Annotated in this window: 11 protein-coding genes, 5 tRNA genes, 3 rRNA genes and 1 pseudogene; 6 read left to right on the forward strand and 14 right to left on the reverse strand. The window is 56.5% G+C overall.

The window, feature by feature from the left end; translation table 11 throughout:
• Window positions 1–79: 79 nt before the first annotated feature.
• Window positions 80–289 (forward strand): annotated as a pseudogene (locus HMPREF1267_RS13415) (integrase core domain-containing protein); the annotation flags it as partial.
• A gap of 16 nt (window positions 290–305) precedes the next feature.
• Here HMPREF1267_RS13415 and HMPREF1267_RS12375 read toward each other — a convergent pair.
• The 6 genes from HMPREF1267_RS12375 to ramA form a co-directional block, all read right to left on the reverse strand.
• Window positions 306–1067 carry a hypothetical protein gene (locus HMPREF1267_RS12375; RefSeq protein ID WP_023029193.1) on the reverse strand — a complete coding sequence of 254 codons (762 nt, stop codon included), beginning with the start codon at window positions 1065–1067 and terminating at the stop codon, window positions 306–308.
• Window positions 1068–1391: 324 nt separating this feature from the next.
• A 5S ribosomal RNA gene (gene rrf / locus HMPREF1267_RS10250) occupies window positions 1392–1509 on the reverse strand.
• A 160-nt stretch (window positions 1510–1669) separates the two neighbouring features.
• Window positions 1670–4748, reverse strand: a 23S ribosomal RNA gene (locus HMPREF1267_RS10255).
• Between the two features lie 514 nt (window positions 4749–5262).
• A 16S ribosomal RNA gene (locus HMPREF1267_RS10260) occupies window positions 5263–6780 on the reverse strand.
• The 16S, 23S and 5S rRNA genes sit together here, the layout of an rRNA operon.
• Before the next feature lie 611 nt (window positions 6781–7391).
• Window positions 7392–8660, reverse strand: a complete 1269-nt coding sequence (murA, locus tag HMPREF1267_RS10265; protein WP_005279643.1) for a UDP-N-acetylglucosamine 1-carboxyvinyltransferase — start codon at window positions 8658–8660, stop codon at window positions 7392–7394.
• Between the two features lie 21 nt (window positions 8661–8681).
• Window positions 8682–9521: an acetate metabolism transcriptional regulator RamA gene (gene ramA, locus HMPREF1267_RS10270; protein ID WP_005279642.1), complete on the reverse strand. Its 840-nt coding sequence runs from the start codon at window positions 9519–9521 to the stop codon at window positions 8682–8684.
• Window positions 9522–9786: 265 nt separating this feature from the next.
• Between ramA and cysK the strand changes: the two genes are divergently transcribed.
• On the forward strand, window positions 9787–10722 hold the full coding sequence (cysK, locus tag HMPREF1267_RS10275) for a cysteine synthase A (RefSeq protein WP_005284610.1): 936 nt from the start codon (window positions 9787–9789) through the stop codon (window positions 10720–10722).
• Window positions 10723–10804: 82 nt separating this feature from the next.
• Window positions 10805–11368, forward strand: a complete 564-nt coding sequence (gene epsC / locus HMPREF1267_RS10280; RefSeq protein ID WP_005279637.1) for a serine O-acetyltransferase EpsC — start codon at window positions 10805–10807, stop codon at window positions 11366–11368.
• A 49-nt stretch (window positions 11369–11417) separates the two neighbouring features.
• Here the strand turns inward: epsC and HMPREF1267_RS10285 are convergent, their stop codons facing one another.
• The 5 genes from HMPREF1267_RS10285 to HMPREF1267_RS10305 all read right to left on the reverse strand — a co-directional run bounded on the left by HMPREF1267_RS10285 (window position 11418) and on the right by HMPREF1267_RS10305 (window position 12296).
• Complete coding sequence (locus HMPREF1267_RS10285) at window positions 11418–11699, reverse strand: GNAT family N-acetyltransferase (RefSeq protein ID WP_167530828.1); 282 nt, start codon at window positions 11697–11699, stop codon at window positions 11418–11420.
• Window positions 11700–11755: 56 nt separating this feature from the next.
• Window positions 11756–11828, reverse strand: a tRNA-Phe gene (locus HMPREF1267_RS10290).
• A 19-nt stretch (window positions 11829–11847) separates the two neighbouring features.
• Window positions 11848–11921, reverse strand: a tRNA-Asp gene (locus HMPREF1267_RS10295).
• A gap of 190 nt (window positions 11922–12111) precedes the next feature.
• A tRNA-Asp gene (locus tag HMPREF1267_RS10300) sits at window positions 12112–12185 on the reverse strand.
• Between the two features lie 35 nt (window positions 12186–12220).
• Window positions 12221–12296, reverse strand: a tRNA-Glu gene (locus tag HMPREF1267_RS10305).
• Between the two features lie 82 nt (window positions 12297–12378).
• On the opposite strand from HMPREF1267_RS10305, the gene HMPREF1267_RS10310 reads away from it, so the two are divergent.
• Window positions 12379–12711, forward strand: a complete 333-nt coding sequence (locus HMPREF1267_RS10310; protein ID WP_023029194.1) for a metal-sensitive transcriptional regulator — start codon at window positions 12379–12381, stop codon at window positions 12709–12711.
• Between the two features lie 31 nt (window positions 12712–12742).
• Here the strand turns inward: HMPREF1267_RS10310 and HMPREF1267_RS10315 are convergent.
• Both HMPREF1267_RS10315 and HMPREF1267_RS10320 read right to left on the reverse strand, forming a co-directional pair.
• Window positions 12743–12815 (reverse strand) — tRNA-Lys (locus HMPREF1267_RS10315).
• 126 nt (window positions 12816–12941) lie between these two features.
• A complete protein-coding gene (locus HMPREF1267_RS10320) occupies window positions 12942–14444 on the reverse strand; it encodes an acetyl-CoA hydrolase/transferase family protein (protein WP_005284616.1) in 1503 nt (500 codons plus the stop codon).
• Between the two features lie 192 nt (window positions 14445–14636).
• On the opposite strand from HMPREF1267_RS10320, the gene dusB reads away from it, so the two are divergent.
• Both dusB and phoU read left to right on the forward strand, forming a co-directional pair.
• Window positions 14637–15782 (forward strand): tRNA dihydrouridine synthase DusB, encoded by a 1146-nt coding sequence (gene dusB / locus HMPREF1267_RS10325; protein WP_023029195.1) that lies wholly within the window; start codon window positions 14637–14639, stop codon window positions 15780–15782.
• A 58-nt stretch (window positions 15783–15840) separates the two neighbouring features.
• On the forward strand, window positions 15841–16569 hold the full coding sequence (phoU, locus tag HMPREF1267_RS10330; RefSeq protein WP_023029196.1) for a phosphate signaling complex protein PhoU: 729 nt from the start codon (window positions 15841–15843) through the stop codon (window positions 16567–16569).
• A gap of 83 nt (window positions 16570–16652) precedes the next feature.
• Here the strand turns inward: phoU and pstB are convergent, their stop codons facing one another.
• Window positions 16653–17426 carry a phosphate ABC transporter ATP-binding protein PstB gene (gene pstB / locus HMPREF1267_RS10335; RefSeq protein ID WP_005279626.1) on the reverse strand — a complete coding sequence of 258 codons (774 nt, stop codon included), beginning with the start codon at window positions 17424–17426 and terminating at the stop codon, window positions 16653–16655.
• Between the last annotated feature and the right edge of the window lie 4 nt (window positions 17427–17430).

Below are 17430 nucleotides of genomic sequence, written 5' to 3' on the forward strand. Positions count from 1 at the left end.
CCTTGAACTCGACGGAATACTTTCTAGGCATAGTTCAATCCTTCCTTAGCTGAGGTAGGAACTAAACCCAGGACGCTTCAATAATGCCCTGGCAGAGTCATTTAACGCCACCTTAAAGCGTGAAGTTCTGCGTGATCGGAAAGTCTTTGATAATCCCATTATCTGCCGGCAGGAAGTCTTTCGATGGTGCATGCGCTACAACACCCGCAGACGGCATTCCTGGTGCAACCTTCTAGCCCCCGATGACTTCGAAGCACTCACATCAGCTACACTGACCCAAGCAGCATAGCTAACCCCCGTCGTGTCTACTTTCCGGGGGTCAGGCCCGTATGCGTGTCATCCAGGATGAGTTGGATAAGCGCCTCACCGGCACCACACTGATTATTGTCGGCTTGGGAATCGATGTGGCGGGCGATAATAGCGGCCGTAGCTTTATCACACGTCAGACTGATAGTGGCGCGGTTGTTATGCACTGACACGTTAAGGGTGGGCTCGACCTCGTCGGTGTCTTCGTCTGTGAGATTGTGGGTGTCGATGAAGTCGCGGATAAACCGGCGGATATCCGCCACGGTGGGCACATGCTGGCACGGTGCTGTCGGGGTGAGAAAATCTGCTAGGGCAGCATCGACCAGGCCTATGTGGTCGCGGTTGTCGCCTACGCGTTCTATTTCCCTGTCGATAACCCGCAGGCGTGGTGTATCCAGGATCCACTGCTCAGAATTCGTGGCTGCCACTAGCGGTAGTTCTTGCATGCGGAAGTGTGCCCTGATAATCCCCGACAGGGTGCTGTGGGTTAGGCCTAGGTCTTTAGCCAAGCTGGTCAACGTTAAATCCACGTCGTCGTCGAGGTCTGGCAACAGTGACTGGTAGAAAAACCAGGAGTTTTTCCGGGCGGCTGCGCCAGCTGCGGCAATAGGGTTACCGGGTGTGTTGGTGGCATAAAAGACTACCGGTACCTCCCCCTCAGCCTCACCATCAGAGTCGTAATCAGGATCAGTGTTGGTATCAGGATCAGTGTTGGTGTTGTAGTCCAGTGGCTCGCCGGCTGCACGGTCATTGCCCGTCATGGCCTCGCCTACTAGCTCATGCCTGGTGGTAGGTGGTGGTGTGCTACTTGTCATCGTGGTCGTATCCCCCCGGGAATAGTAAACCGATTAAGTCGAATGTGTTTTCGTCTAACACGGCATCAGACTACCCACCACACCTGACAGTAGGGGGTAAAACCACGACACCTACCACACATTCCCCCAGCTCGACAGAGTACACGTCGCAAATACAAGCGGGGGTAAAACACCAAGTAGTCCCCGAAACACCAACCACCCACAATTATTCGGGATGGTGGTCTTTCGGGGACTACCGTATAAACACTATTTTGTTGTTTTGTTGTTTGGTGTCGGCGGTGACTTACTCTCCCACAACCTCCCGGTTGCAGTACCATCAGCGCGTACAGGCTTAGCTTCCGGGTTCGGAATGGGACCGGGCGTTTCCCTGTAGCTATGAACCACCGACAAACCTATCAGAACACTACCCACCACATGTGCGTGTGGGTGTTGTGTCAGATACTGCATAGTGGACGCGACACACACGATAATGTGTATTTTTGTTTGTTTACTCGCTTCACAAGTTCACCCAACAATCATCCCCACACGTGGTGTTTGGGTTTGTTGTGGTGTGTTTGTTTTGGTCAATTAGTACCAGTAGCCTTCACACCTTACAGTGCTTCCAAGTCTGGCCTATCTACCCCATAGTCTTTAGGGGACCTCAAAAGAAACCTCATCTTAAAACAGGCTTCCCGCTTAGATGCTTTCAGCGGTTATCCCTTCCGTACGTAGCCAACCAGCGATACCCCTGGCGGGATAACTGGCACACTAGAGGTACGTCCGTCCCGGTCCTCTCGTACTAGGGACAGCCTTCTTCAAGTTTCAACGCGCGCGGCGGATAGAGACCGAACTGTCTCACGACGTTCTGAACCCAGCTCGCGTGCCGCTTTAATGGGCGAACAGCCCAACCCTTGGGACCTACTCCAGCCCCAGGATGCGACGAGCCGACATCGAGGTGCCAAACCATCCCGTCGATATGGACTCTTGGGGAAGATCAGCCTGTTATCCCCGGGGTACCTTTTATCCGTTGAGCGACACCACATCCACAAGTAGGTGCCGGATCACTAGTCCCGACTTTCGTCCCTGCTCGACATGTCTGTCTCACAGTCAAGCTCCCTTGTGCACTTACACTCACCACCTGATTGCCAACCAGGCTGAGGGAACCTTTGGGCGCCTCCGTTACATTTTGGGAGGCAACCGCCCCAGTTAAACTACCCACCAGGCACTGTCCCCAACCCAGATCATGGGCCAAGGTTAGATGCTCAATCCGATCAGAGTGGTATTTCAACAACGACTCCACCACCACTAGCGTGACGGTTTCACAGTCTCCCACCTATCCTACACAAACCGAACCAAACACCAATACCAAGCTATAGTGAAGGTCCCGGGGTCTTTTCGTCCTGCCGCGCGTAACGAGCATCTTTACTCGTAATGCAATTTCACCGGGCCTGTGGTCGAGACAGCAGAGAAGTCGTTACGCCATTCGTGCAGGTCGGAACTTACCCGACAAGGAATTTCGCTACCTTAGGATGGTTATAGTTACCACCGCCGTTTACTGGGGCTTAAATTCTCAGCTTCGCAACCACAAAGGTTACTAACCGGTCCTCTTAACCTTCCAGCACCGGGCAGGCGTCAGTCCATATACATCAACTTAACGTCTTCGCATGGACCTGTGTTTTTGATAAACAGTCGCTTCCCTCTATTCTCTGCGACCCCACAACACTCCAACCGCACAGGGTCTTCACGTCACAGGGCCCCCCTTCTCCCGAAGTTACGGGGGCATTTTGCCGAATTCCTTAACCACAGTTCACCCGAACGCCTTAGTATCTTCAACCTGACCACCTGTGTCGGTTTAGGGTACGGGCCATACACACACTCGCTAGAGGCTTTTCTCGACAGTACAGGATCACCACCATCAACCCCAATGGGTCTACGCATCACGCCTCAACCACAATGTGTGGCGGATTTACCTACCACACGGCCTACACGCTTACACCACCAATCCACTAAGTGGCGCGGCTACCTCACTGCGTCACCCCATCACTTGAACCACACATCAGGCCCCACGACATCAACACCACCAACACTCAAAAAGTGAAAAGGTAGCGTATCCGCAGTGGTTAGTATCCGTGCTTTATCATGGGCGCACATGTACGGGTACCAGAATATCAACTGGTTATCCATCGACTACGCCTGTCGGCCTCGCCTTAGGTCCCGACTCACCCTGGGAAGACGAACTTGACCCAGGAACCCTTAGTCATCCGGCGGTAAGGATTCTCACCTTACAATTCGTTACTCATGCCTGCATTCTCACTCGCACACAGTCCACGCCTCCTCACGGTAACGCTTCCACCCATGCACGACGCTCCCCTACCCAAACAACAAAAAAATGTTGCTTGCCGCGGCTTCGGCGGTGTACTTGAGCCCCACTACATTGTCGGCGCAGAACCACTCGACCAGTGAGCTATTACGCACTCTTTCAAGGATGGCTGCTTCTAAGCCAACCTCCTGGCTGTCTTCGCGATCCCACATCCTTTTCCACTTAGTACACCCTTAGGGGCCTTAACCGGCGATCTGGGCTGTTTCCCTCTCGACTATGAAGCTTATCCCCCACAGTCTCACTGCCGCACAACACAATTGATGGCATTCGGAGTTTGGCTGACATTGCTAAGATTGTAGTCCCGCTCAACCAACCAGTCGCTCTACCTCCACCAAGCTAAATGCGACGCTGCACCTAAATGCATTTCGGGGAGAACCAGCTATCACGGAGTTTGATTGGCCTTTCACCCCTACCCACAGCTCATCCCCGCAGTTTTCAACCTACGTGGGTTCGCGCCTCCACAACCTCTTACAGCTGCTTCACACTGGCCATGGGTAGATCACCCCGCTTCGGGTCCAGGACATGCCACTTATCACCCCATTAGGATTCGGTTTCCCTACGGCTACCCCACACGGGTTAACCTCGCGACATGCCGCTGACTCGCAGGCTCATTCTTCAAAAGGCACGCCATCACACACAAACAGGTGCTCTGACGGATTGTAAGCACATGGTTTCAGGAACTATTTCACTCCCCTCCCGGGGTACTTTTCACCATTCCCTCACGGTACTATCCACTATCGGTCACACTGAGTATTTAGGCTTACCGGGTGGTCCCGGCAGATTCACAACAGATTCCACGAGCCCGTTGCTACTCGGGAACCCAACAACCCCCACATCATCATCTTCAGCTACAGGACTCTCACCTACTCCGGCAGATCATTCCAAACCACTTCACCTAACAACAATGCACAGGGCGTGCCACTGGTAGATGACACAAAATCAGGCCCCACAACACCGCACACACAACCCCTACCAGGTATCACATGCACACGGTTTAGCCTCATCCACGTTCGTTCGCCACTACTAGCAGAATCATTATTATTTTCTCCTCCTACGGGTACTGAGATGTTTCACTTCCCCGCGTAACCCCCACAACAGCTATGAATTCACTGAAGGGTAACCCCACATAACCAGGGCCAGGTTTCCCCATTCGGACATCCTCGGATCAACGCTTTATTGACAACTCCCCGAGGCTTAACGCAGCCTTACACGTCCTTCATCGGCTCAGCATGCCAAGGCATCCACCATGCGCCCTAAATAACGAACACACCAACCACCACACACAAACCACACAACACGAAGCCATGCAGCCAGCATGTGGCAGCAACAAGTGAACTTGACAAAATAAACAAAAAGAAAAATCACATCACACACACAAGACACCACCCACAAAAGCAGGCGGCATCATGTGAGATGCTCGCGTCCACTATACAGTTCTCACACAACACCCCAACCAGCAACAAACACCACCACAACAAACGATGCTCATCAACCAGTCAGGCACACACAAAAGGGGATAATGCCCCAGACACCCAACAATGCACCAACGACTTACCAATCAACTTTACTTCCTGTATGCATGGACACTTTTACGCATGTCACAAAGCACTGTCTCAACACTTAGACCCTGCTGATTAAGGTGTATGTCCTACCCGGAATTTCCATATTCGGTGGCAGCAGAACACTCGCCCACTCAACCACCAACCCACCATCAAACAACAGTGGGCAACCCACAACTGTGGGCCATTGGCTGCAACTGCAGCCAAAATAAAAGCTCCTTAGAAAGGAGGTGATCCACCCGCACCTTCCGGTACGGGTACCTTGTTACGACTTCGTCCCAATCGCCGATCCCACCTTCGACGGCTCCCTAACACGTTTAGGCCACCGGCTTCGGGTGTTACCAACTTTCATGACGTGACGGGCGGTGTGTACAAGGCCCGGGAACGTATTCACCGCAGCATTGCTGATCTGCGATTACTAGCGACTCCGACTTCATGGGGTCGAGTTGCAGACCCCAATCCGAACTAAGGCCGGCTTTCAGCGATTCGCTCCACCTCACAGTGTCGCAGCGCGTTGTACCGACCATTGTAGCATGTGTGAAGCCCTGGACATAAGGGGCATGATGATTTGACGTCATCCCCACCTTCCTCCGAGTTAACCCCGGCAGTCTCTCATGAGTCCCCAACCAAATGCTGGCAACATAAGACAAGGGTTGCGCTCGTTGCGGGACTTAACCCAACATCTCACGACACGAGCTGACGACAACCATGCACCACCTGTACACCAACCACAAAGGGAAGCTACATCTCTGGAGCGATCTGATGTATGTCAAGCCCAGGTAAGGTTCTTCGCGTTGCATCGAATTAATCCACATGCTCCGCCGCTTGTGCGGGCCCCCGTCAATTCCTTTGAGTTTTAGCCTTGCGGCCGTACTCCCCAGGCGGGGCGCTTAATGCGTTAGCTACGGCACGAAAGTCGTAGAAAGACCCTCACACCTAGCGCCCACCGTTTACGGCATGGACTACCAGGGTATCTAATCCTGTTCGCTACCCATGCTTTCGCTCCTCAGCGTCAGTAACTGCCCAGTAACCTGCCTTCGCCATCGGTGTTCCTCCTGATATCTGCGCATTTCACCGCTACACCAGGAATTCCAGTTACCCCTACAGCACTCAAGTTATGCCCGTATCGCCTGCACGCCCGGAGTTAAGCCCCAGAATTTCACAGACGACGCGACAAACCACCTACGAGCCCTTTACGCCCAGTAATTCCGGACAACGCTCGCACCCTACGTATTACCGCGGCTGCTGGCACGTAGTTAGCCGGTGCTTCTTATCTAGGTACCGTCACAAAAAGCTTCGTCCCTAGCGAAAGGAGTTTACAACCCGAAGGCCTTCATCCCCCACGCGGCGTCGCTGCATCAGGCTTGCGCCCATTGTGCAATATTCCCCACTGCTGCCTCCCGTAGGAGTCTGGGCCGTATCTCAGTCCCAATGTGGCCGTACACCCTCTCAGGCCGGCTACCCGTCGCCGCCTTGGTAGGCCATTACCCCACCAACAAGCTGATAGGCCGCGAGCTCATCCTACACCGAAAAAACTTTCCAACCACCACACTAAAGATGGCTCCTATCCGGTATTAGACCCAGTTTCCCAAGCTTATCCCGAAGTGCAGGGCAGATCACCCACGTGTTACTCACCCGTTCGCCACTCGAGTACCCTGCAAGCAGGGCCTTTCCGTTCGACTTGCATGTGTTAAGCACGCCGCCAGCGTTCGTCCTGAGCCAGGATCAAACTCTCCACAAAAAGAAAATTTCAGAACAAAAATTCCAAAATAGGCCGTGAAAAGCCCAAACCTAACCAAAAGAACAAACCACCACAAACCCACAAAAGGGCTCATGCTGGCGTCCAAAAATTACTACAAAGAAAAAATCACTGCCTCCCCAACCCGACGGGGCACAAAAAAGGGAGACAAAAAGTTGAACACAATCACATGCCAACCAATCCATCAATGCAGCCGAAACACTAAACAGTATTCAAAAAGATGCGTATTCCAACACCTTACCGGCACACACCAACCAACAAACCACACTAGGTTCGCCGGCCAACAGACCAATCAACACACAACCATGCACACAAAAATAAAAAATAAGTACATTGGCACACTATTGAGTTCTCAAACAACATCCACACACCACAAGAAAATTAACCAAACGTTAACCTCTCAGCGGCGGCTCTTACCAACTTACCCAACAACCTGAACCAAGTCAAATCCTCGAGCCAAGTCAGTACACAAAGTCACAAACAAGTAACCAACCGGCTACCTCTCGGCGACTTCGATAAAGTTACACCCAACCCCGAAAAACGCACAAATCCCCAGCACACACCGTAAAAATGCGTACTGGGGAGAGGTTAATTTAGAAGAGTTCTTCTTCCTGCGTCCTTTCGATGGTGGCTCCAAGCCGCGAAAGGTTCTCCACAAAGTGGGGATAGCCGCGGTCAATATGGAAGACATCGTGAACGGTCGTGGCTTCGTCTGCGCACAGCGCGGAGAGGACCAGGCCGGCTCCGGCGCGAATATCGGAGCTCCACACGTGCGTAGAAGAAAGATGTTCCTTACCGCGCACCACCACGTGGTGGCCATCTACTTGGGCATCGGCACCCAGGCGCAGCATCTCGTCAACGAAGCGGAACCGGGATTCAAAGACGTTCTCCGTGATCACGGTGGTTCCTTCGGCGATGGCGGAAATGCCGATGGCCATGGGTTGGAGGTCCGTCGGAAAGCCTGGGAAAGGCAACGTCTGGTAATCCACCGCGGTGGGGCGCTTTTCCATGCGCACGCGGAAGCCGTTTTCATAGGTTTCAATATCCGCACCGGCGGACTTCAGCTTTTCCAGCGGAAGGTGCAGGTGGCGCGGGGCAATGCCGCCGACGGTGATATCGCCTTGCGTCATGGCGGCGGCATAAGCCCAAGTGCCGGCCACGATGCGGTCACCGATGACCTCGTGCTCCGTGGGATTGAGCCGCTCGACTCCGTGGATGGTGACCTCAGAGGTGCCCTCGCCCTCGATATTGGCACCCATGGATTTCAACATCTCGCACAGGTCCACGATCTCCGGCTCGCGGGCGGCATTGTGGAGAACGGTGGTGCCTTCGGCCAAGACTGCGGCGGTCAAGATGTTTTCCGTCGCACCAACGGAAGGAAAGTCCAAGCGGATGGTGGAGCCGCGAAGCTCGGAGGCCTCAGCCACCACGGCGCCGTGTTCAATGCGGGTGGTGGCGCCGAGCTTTTCCAAGCCGGTCTGGTGCATATCGAGCGGGCGGGAGCCAATGGCGTCACCGCCGGGCAGCGCTACCTTGGCATGCCCGCAGCGCGAGGTCAGTGGGCCTAGGACGCATACCGATGCCCTGAATTGGCGAACCGCATCAAAGTCCGCGTTCGATTGCGGCTTCGCGGGGGTGGTGATGCGAACGGTGCTGCCATCGATTGTCACCTCGCAGCCCAAACCTTCGAGCACCTTCTTCATCAAAGGTACGTCCAGAATCTCTGGGCAATTGGTCAGCGTCGTCGTCCCCTCCGCCAACAATGCGGCGGCCATGAGCTTAAGGACGCTGTTTTTGGCGCCATCTACTTTGACGGTACCTGCAAGGCGGGCACCGCCGGAAACAATAAACTGATCTTTCACAGGTTTCTACGCTACCGGTAATCAGGGCAACGCGCCGATCCGGCGGGCTGCATTGACGGCTTCGTAGCGAGTATGCGCCCCCAACTTGCGCATCACGGAGCGCAAGTAGGATTTCACGGTTTCGGCGCCAATTCCCATTTCTTCTGCCGCTTCGACGTTGGTGTGGCCGAGCGCCACGCAGGAAAGGACATCGAGCTCGCGGGCGGACAGCTTGGTCGATTGCTTCACGCGCACGGGAGAAACCATCTGATCGCAGAGTGCCTCAAGTTCCTTGCGCAATTCCTCGTCCTCGACGCGGTTGGCTAGCATGCGCAGCTTGGAGTGGGTGGAACGAACCTGTTCCCATTCCGCACCGTTCATGGCGTGACCGCGGGAAGCGCCTCCCTTTCCGCCATCGGCGCGGCGCATCGCGGAATTGACCGCAAGGTCTTGCTCCAGGGTCCGGGCCGTCATCGTTACTTCCTCGATGACCTTATCTCCCAAGCGCACCGGGGAGTGCACGCCAACGTAGAGCACTCCGCGGATTTCACGCTGCACAGTAACGGGCACGGCCACGATCGAGTGCAGGCCTTCGTCTTGAATGACGCTGTCGTTCTCGTGGGAAATGGTGGTAGCCCGCGTGTAGTCCGATACGCCCACCGCGCGGCGGGTGGTAATCACGCGCCCGCCGACGCCCACGCCGGCATCGATAAGCAGATTCTGCAGCGCCGGCGTACGCAGGCCCACCCACTGGGTAATTTGCAGGCGGTTATCCGCCAATAATGTCGCGTACATCGTCACCGGGATTCCGGTGGCGGTTTTGAGGGACGACAGTGCCGCGCGTACGGATTCTTCATCATCTTTGAGGCGATGCGACTCCATGAGACTCTTTCCTCGTCGGGGGTAACCAAGCAGGTGCACCCGATATCCCCGAAAACTTGGGGACCAGCGGGTAACTACGTGGAATTATAGACAGCAAGTGGGGGTAATTCGAAATCGCCTCTTTGTTTCCCCAGCGGTGAATCCCACATTCCATGCCCGAATAGGCTGTCTGCAATAAATATACCACTCTGTCTACTTAAATAGTGTATCCTTACGCTTGTACCTGATTTGACCGCGAATCTGATTCCCAAAGGAGTCTTAATAAATGGCTATTTATAACAATGTCCTGGAGACCATCGGCGGTACCCCGCTCATCCGCATCAACCGCCTAGCAGAGGGCAAGGGCGCCACCGTGCTGGCCAAGGTAGAGTCCTTTAACCCTGGTAACTCCGTGAAGGACCGCATCGGTCTGGCCATCATCAAGGCCGCCGAGGAGTCCGGCGACCTGAAGCCGGGCGGCACCATCGTTGAGGCTACCTCCGGTAACACCGGCATTGCCCTGGCACTGGCCGGCGCAACCTTGGGCTATGACGTCGTCCTCACCATGCCAGAGACCATGTCCAATGAGCGCAAGGTGCTGCTGCGCGCATACGGTGCAGAAATCATCCTGACCCCCGGCGCCGCCGGCATGCAGGGTGCGGTTGACAAGGCCAACGAGGTCGTCGCCGAGCGCGGCAACGCCATCCTGGCTTCCCAGTTCGCTAACGAGGCCAACCCCAAGATCCACGAGGCCACCACCGGCCCGGAGATCTGGGAAGACGCCGAGGGCAATGTCGATGCCTTCGTCGCTGGCGTCGGCACCGGCGGCACCATCACCGGTGCAGGCCGCTACCTGAAGTCCAAGAACCCAGACGTCTACCTCGCAGCCGTTGAGCCGGCTGACTCCCCTGTCCTGTCTGAAGGCCAGGCAGGCCCGCACAAGATCCAGGGCCTGGGTGCCAACTTCGTGCCGGACGTGCTCAACCGCGAGCAGCTGGATGAGGTACTGACCGCCTCCCTCGAGGAGTCCATCAAGCTTTCCCGCGCTCTTGCCACCGAGGAAGGCCTGCTGGTTGGTATTTCCGCCGGCGCAAACCTCTCCGCCGCACTGAAGCTGGCCGAGCGCCCTGAGTTCGAGGGCAAGACCATCGTCGTTGTCCTGCCGGACTTTGGTGAGCGCTACGTTTCCACCGTTCTTTTTGAGGACATCCGCGAGGCATAATTAGCCCCGCCACCTAGTCCGTGAATAAAAGGCACCCGTCAAGCTTGGCGGGTGCCTTTTTGTGACCAGTACTATAATCCCCATGAGCATTATTAAATATATCCGCGAAGATTTAGCCAATGCCCGCGACCACGACCCTGCCGCCCGCGGCGACGTTGAAAATGCGATCGTCTATTCCGGCCTGCACGCCATCTGGTCTCACCGCGTCTCCCACTGGCTATGGAAGCGCGGCCTGCGGGGCCCTGCGCGCATCCTGGCCCAAATTAACCGCTTTTTTACCGGCATTGAGATCCACCCAGGCGCCACCATCGGGCGCCGCTTCTTTATCGACCACGGGATGGGCATTGTCATCGGCGAAACCGCGGAAATTGGCGATGGCGTCATGCTCTACCACGGCGTGACGCTCGGCGGTCAGGTGCTCACCCAGACCAAGCGCCACCCCACGGTGGAAGATAACGTCACCATCGGCGCAGGCGCCAAGGTCTTAGGCCCCATCACCATCGGGGCTGGTTCCGCCATCGGCGCCAATGCCGTGGTGACGAAAGACGTCCCGGCCGACCACATCGCCGTGGGCATCCCCGCCCAAAACCGGCCTTCAAATAGGCATGAGCGGGTCAAACTCGTGGATCCGGACTACTACATCTAAATAGACTAAAAGCGGCCTACAGGCTTATGTGGGCCGCTTTTTGCTGTGCTTAACCGCGCAGCAGATCCTGGTATTCGGAGTTCTTGTCCATAAAGTGCGCCACTGCGGAACAGGTGGCGATGACCTTCATGCCGGCCTCCCGGGTTTCATCGAGGGCCGCCTTAATCAACGGCGAGGACAAGCCCTGGCCGCGGAAGTCATCCCCGATGACCGTGTGATTAAATTCGCGGGTATCACCGGAATCTACGTACTCGCAGATTCCTGCCTCCACACCATCAACGGTGAGCACGAAACGGGACAAATCGGACTGATGAGAAATTGCTTTTTCCATGTCCCCCATTAAACCAAAAATGGCCCCTCCTTGATAATAAGAAGGGACCATAGTTGTGGCCAGAGCCAGGATCGAACTGGCGACCCCACACTTTTCAGGCGTGTGCTCTACCGACTGAGCTATCTGGCCAGAAACCCGAAGGTTTCCGCGACCTTGACGGGACTTGAACCCGCGACCTCCGCCGTGACAGGGCGGCGCGCTAACCAACTGCGCCACAAGGCCATTTTCAGTTTTGTGTGCCCCTTGGGCACGGGTAGTTACTTTACACAGACGCCTCGAAACAACACAAATCAGCACTACAAAGGCGGTTTTCCCGCGCTTGCCGATGCCCCTGCATCAAGGTGACACCACCACACAGCGGCCTAAAACCAAAAAAGAACAGCACCCGCCGAAGCGTGTACTGTTCAGAATGCGACCTTGACGGGACTTGAACCCGCGACCTCCGCCGTGACAGGGCGGCGCGCTAACCAACTGCGCCACAAGGCCAAATGAGAAATTATTTAGAACCAACACGAAAGTGTTGGTACCCCCAACGGGATTCGAACCCGTGCCGCTGCCGTGAAAGGGCAGTGTCCTAGGCCGCTAGACGATGGGGGCCAGTCGCTTCTTGGCGACTTCTAGAAATATACTGGAGACATCACCAAGAAACAAAATCGCTCCCCCAGAAGGAATTTTTACCATGTCTGAGCAGCAGAAAACTTGTTCCTGCCACGAGCCGGATGTACACGGATACAACGCCGATAGCAAGAGCAAAGCGCGTTATCTGGCGCGCCTGAAACGCATCGAAGGCCAGGCGCGCGGGATTCACCGCATGGTCGATGAGGACCAGTACTGCATCGATATCATCACCCAAATCTACGCGGTGACCTCCGCACTAGAGAACGTCTCTCTGGCGCTCTTAGAGGACCATATAGAGCACTGCGTGGCCGGTGCGGCGGCCGAGGACGGCGAGGTGGCTAAGGAGAAGCTAGCGGAGGCTATGCACGCCATTAAGAAGCTCGTGAAAAACTAGAAAAGGAGCCGCCCGAAGGCGGCTCCTGATGTGGGCCCTGTGGGGATCGAACCCACGACCTGCGGATTAAAAGTCCGTAGCTCTACCAACTGAGCTAAAGGCCCAACGTCACTCTATATTAGCGTGTTGACTTTTAGATCTCCTAATTCACCCCTCGCCTGAGAGTATCCACACACAGCAAAAGGAGGGCTTCCCAACCGGGAGGCCCTCCTTTGCCATGGCGGTGGAGATTAACCGCGCATGTCACCCTTTTCCATGAAGTTAACCTGGAAGTCGAAGGCGGACTTCAGGTCGTGCGGGGTGTGCTGGAACTTGTTTTCCTTCGCACGCTCGTAGTACTCCTCCAACAGCGGACGGTAGTCCGGGTGAGCCACGGCGATAATCTTCTCTACGCGCTGCTTTGGAGCCAGGCCACGCAGGTCAGCCACACCGTATTCGGTGATGATGACCATGGTGTCGTGCTCGGTGTGGTCCGTGTGGGATACAAACGGAACCAGAGCGGAGATGGCGCCATCCTTCGCGATGGACGGGGACACGAAGGTGGAGATGTACGCGTTACGGGTGAAGTCACCAGAGCCACCGGTGCCGTTCATGATGCGGGAACCGGACACGTTGGTGGAGTTGATGTTGCCGTAGATATCTCCCTCGATCATGCCGTTGGAAGAAATCAGGCCGACGCGGCGGATGACTTCAGGGTGGTTGGAAATCTGCTGCGGGCGCAGGATGATGTGGTTGCGGTAGCGGTCTGCCTCCGCGTTCATCTTTTCTGCGTACTCTGGCGACAATGCGAAGGAGGTTGCAGAAGCCACGGTCATCTTGCCGGCATCGATAAGGTCCAGCATGCCGTCCTGGATGACCTCGGTGTATGCCTGGATGTTTTCGAACTTGGAGTCCAACAGGCCTGCCATCACGGCGTTCGGCACGTTACCCACGCCGGACTGCATGATGAACTTGTCGTACTCAAGGCGGCCTGCGGCTACCTCGCCCTCCAGGAACTCGATGAAGTTAGCGGCGATCTTCTCAGAGGTCTCGTCCGGCTCGCGGAATGGAGCGTTGCGGTCTGGGGAGTTGGTCTTAACAACTGCAACGACCTTCTCCTCTGGGATCTCCATGTAGGTGGTACCGATGCGGTCGCCCGGCTTGTTAATCGGGATGGGCTGGCGGTTAGGCAGCTTGTCGATGCGGTAGATGTCGTGCATGCCCTCGAGGTTCTCGGACTGCCACTCGTTGATCTCGATGATGATCTTGTCTGCAGCCTCGACGAACTCGAGGTTATTGCCCACTGCGGAGGAGGGCACGATATGGCCTTCCTCGGTAATGCGTACGGCCTCGATGATGGCTACCTGGAAGTCACCGTAGAAGCCCTCTTCTACCTGCTGGCCCAGATGGGACAGGTGAATGTCCTGGTAGAGCGCGGTGCCATCGTTGAACTGCTTACGCAGCAGTGGGTCAGAGTTGTACGGGGAGCGGAAGTTAATGGCTTCCGCCTCTGCCAAAACACCGTCGCAGTCCGGGGCGGTAGAAGCACCGGAGAAGAGGTCAATCTTGAACTCTTCGCCCTTGTCATGCAGCGCCTTCGCCTTATCTGCAATGGCGGTAGGCAGACCCTTAGGGTAACCGGCGCCGGTGAAGCCGGAGATGCCTACGCGGTCACCATTGTTGACGTGCTTCGCAGCCTCCTCTGCAGAAACTACGAGCTTCTCAAACGGGGCGTATGCGATTCTATCGGACAACTGTCATCCTCCTTTATCTGCGAGTAGACCGGGGTTACGGCCAACCCAATTTAGTTACACAGACCACAGTAGCGAAAATTAACGTTTTTGCCACCATCATTGTGTGATCTTCACCCCAATCATGGGAATCCTCGGCAACCACCACCTTGCTGTTAGTTGCTAAATTCCGCCGTTAACGAGCACAATTAGGGCGTGAATTTGCGCATTGGAAAGTATGACCTCTCCTCCCCCGTCATCCTCGCCCCCATGGCGGGGGTAACCAACGTTGCCTTCCGCACGTTGTGCCGGGAGCAGGAGCTGGCCCGCACCGGGACGGTATCGGGCTTGTATGTCTGCGAGATGGTCACCGCCCGCGCCCTGGTGGAGCGCAACGAGAAAACCATGCACATGACCACCTTTGCCCCGGATGAAGATCCGCGTTCCCTGCAGATTTATACGGTGGACCCGGAATACACCTATAAGGCCGCCAAGATCATCGTGGATGAGAACTTGGCCGATCATATCGACATGAATTTCGGTTGCCCCGTCCCCAAGGTGACCAGGCGTGGCGGCGGCTCTGCTCTGCCCTATAAGCGCCGCCTGTTTGGCAATATCGTCTCTGCTGCCGTCAAGGCCACCGAGGGCACGAATATCCCCGTCACGGTGAAGATGCGCGTGGGCATCGACGACGAGCACCACACGCACCTCGATGCCGGACGCATCGCCGTGGATTCCGGCGCCGCCGCCGTGACCTTGCACGGGCGCACGGCCGCGCAGCGCTATTCCGGCGATGCCCGGTGGGATGAGATCGCCCGGCTCAAAGAGCACCTGGCGGATACCGGCGTTCCGGTATTGGGCAACGGCGATATTTTCCGCGCCGATGATGCCCGCCGCATGATGGAGGCCACGGGCTGCGATGGCGTGCAGGTCGGCCGCGGTTGCCTGGGCCGGCCGTGGCTCTTCGCGGAGCTGGGCGCTGCCCTGCGCGGCGAGTCCATCCCCGCCGAGCCCACCTTGGGCGAGGTCACCCAGGTCATCCTCCGCCACGCAGAGCTACTCGCTCAGCACGAGGGCGAGGATCACGCATCCAGGGACATCCGCAAGCACATTGGCTGGTACCTGCGCGGCTTCCCCGTCGGCGGGCAGGTCCGCGCCGGCTTGGCCAAGGTGGATTCCTTAGAGAGCCTGCGCGAATTGCTGGCGCCCTGGGCGGATTCTGATGCTTTGGCTGCCGATGCCGATGGTGCGCGCGGGCGCCAGGGCTCGCCCTCCAAGGTCGCGCTTCCCGATGGCTGGCTTGATGACCCCGAGGACGAATTCGTTCCGGTTGGCGCCGATATTTACAACTCCGGCGGCTAAACCCACACTGGTGTGACTCAGCAAGCATTTGCGCGGTTTGTGAGCTATCATTTCCTGCATGCGTACTGCCTACCGTGAGCATCTGGACAACTTCTCGCACGACCTCATCGTCATGTGCGATACCGTCCGCACCATCATGGATAAGGCCTCCCAGGCGCTGCTCGATCGCGCCCTGGAACCCGCGGAGCAAGCGCTTAGCCTCACCGAAGAACTCGATGAGATTCGCTCGCGCTGCTCCGAACGCGCGGTAAAGCTCCTGGCGTTGGAAAATCCCATGGCCCAGGATCTGCGCCAGGTGGTATCTTCCATTTACATCGTCGAAGACCTCTTCCGCATGGGACAGCTAGCCCAGCACATTGCCGATGCCGCGCGCCGCCGCCACCCAGAGGCCGTCGTGCCCGCTGAATACCTCGGGTTCATGGAAGAAATGTTCCGCCTGACCCAGGAAATGGGTTCGGTGGTGCACGATATTTTGGTCACCCCGGATGCCGAGCTCTCCGTTAACCTGCGTTCCGATGATGATGCCGTGGACGATATTAACCACCACCTGCTGCGCATCCTCACCCAGCGCGAATGGGAAGGGACGGTGCGCCAGGCCGTAGAGACGGCACAGATTACCCGCTACTACGAGCGCTACGCCGATCACTGCGTTTCCGTGGCTGGGCGCATCATTTACTTCGCCACCGGCCTATTGCCGGAAGAGTTTGAAAGAAAACTCCAAGAGGATCAAAAGGACGCCGAGTTCGAGGCCCGCATGAGCGAATTGGAACGCCAATTCCGCCGCTAGGACCATAGACCTAAAACTGCCACAAGGGCGGTACCTCCCTGCGCTGGAGGTACCGCCCTTGTCGGACAATCAGGGGCTACGTATTAGCCGAAGCGGCCGGAAATGTAGTCTTCGGTCTCCTTCTGGGAAGGGTTCTCAAAGATGCGGGTGGTTTCATCGAATTCCACCAGGTGGCCCGGCTTACCGGTAGCTTCCAAGGAGAAGAAGCCGGTCTTATCGGACACGCGGGCGGCCTGCTGCATGTTGTGGGTCACGATGACGATGGTGAAGTTTTCCTTCAGCTCGTGGATAAGATCCTCCACGGCCAAGGTAGAAATTGGGTCCAGTGCGGAGCAGGGCTCGTCCATCAGCAGGACTTCTGGCTCCACGGCAATCGCGCGGGCGATACACAGGCGCTGCTGCTGACCACCAGAAAGGCCGCCGCCTGGCTTATCCAGGCGGTCCTTGACCTCGTCCCAGAGGTTGGCGCCGCGCAGGGACTGTTCGGCGACTTCCTTGAGCTTCTTCTTATTCTTTTCACCGGATAGCTTCAGGCCGGCAACCACGTTGTCCTCGATGGACATGGTGGGAAATGGGTTGGCCTTCTGGAAGACCATGCCGATGGTATTGCGCACGGATACGGGGTCCACCTTGGGGCCGTAGATATTGGTGCCATCGAGCAGGATCTCGCCCTTGACGGATGCGCCAGGGATGACCTCGTGCATGCGGTTCAAGGTGCGCAACACGGTGGACTTACCGCAGCCGGAGGGGCCGATGAAGGCGGTCACGGCCTGCGCCGGGATCTGCATATTTACGTTCTGTACGGCGTGAAAATCGCCGTAGAAAATATCGACGTCATTGAGCTCGAGCTTAGACATTGTG

This window comes from Corynebacterium sp. KPL1824, assembly GCF_000478095.1.
GTDB lineage: Bacteria > Actinomycetota > Actinomycetes > Mycobacteriales > Mycobacteriaceae > Corynebacterium > Corynebacterium accolens.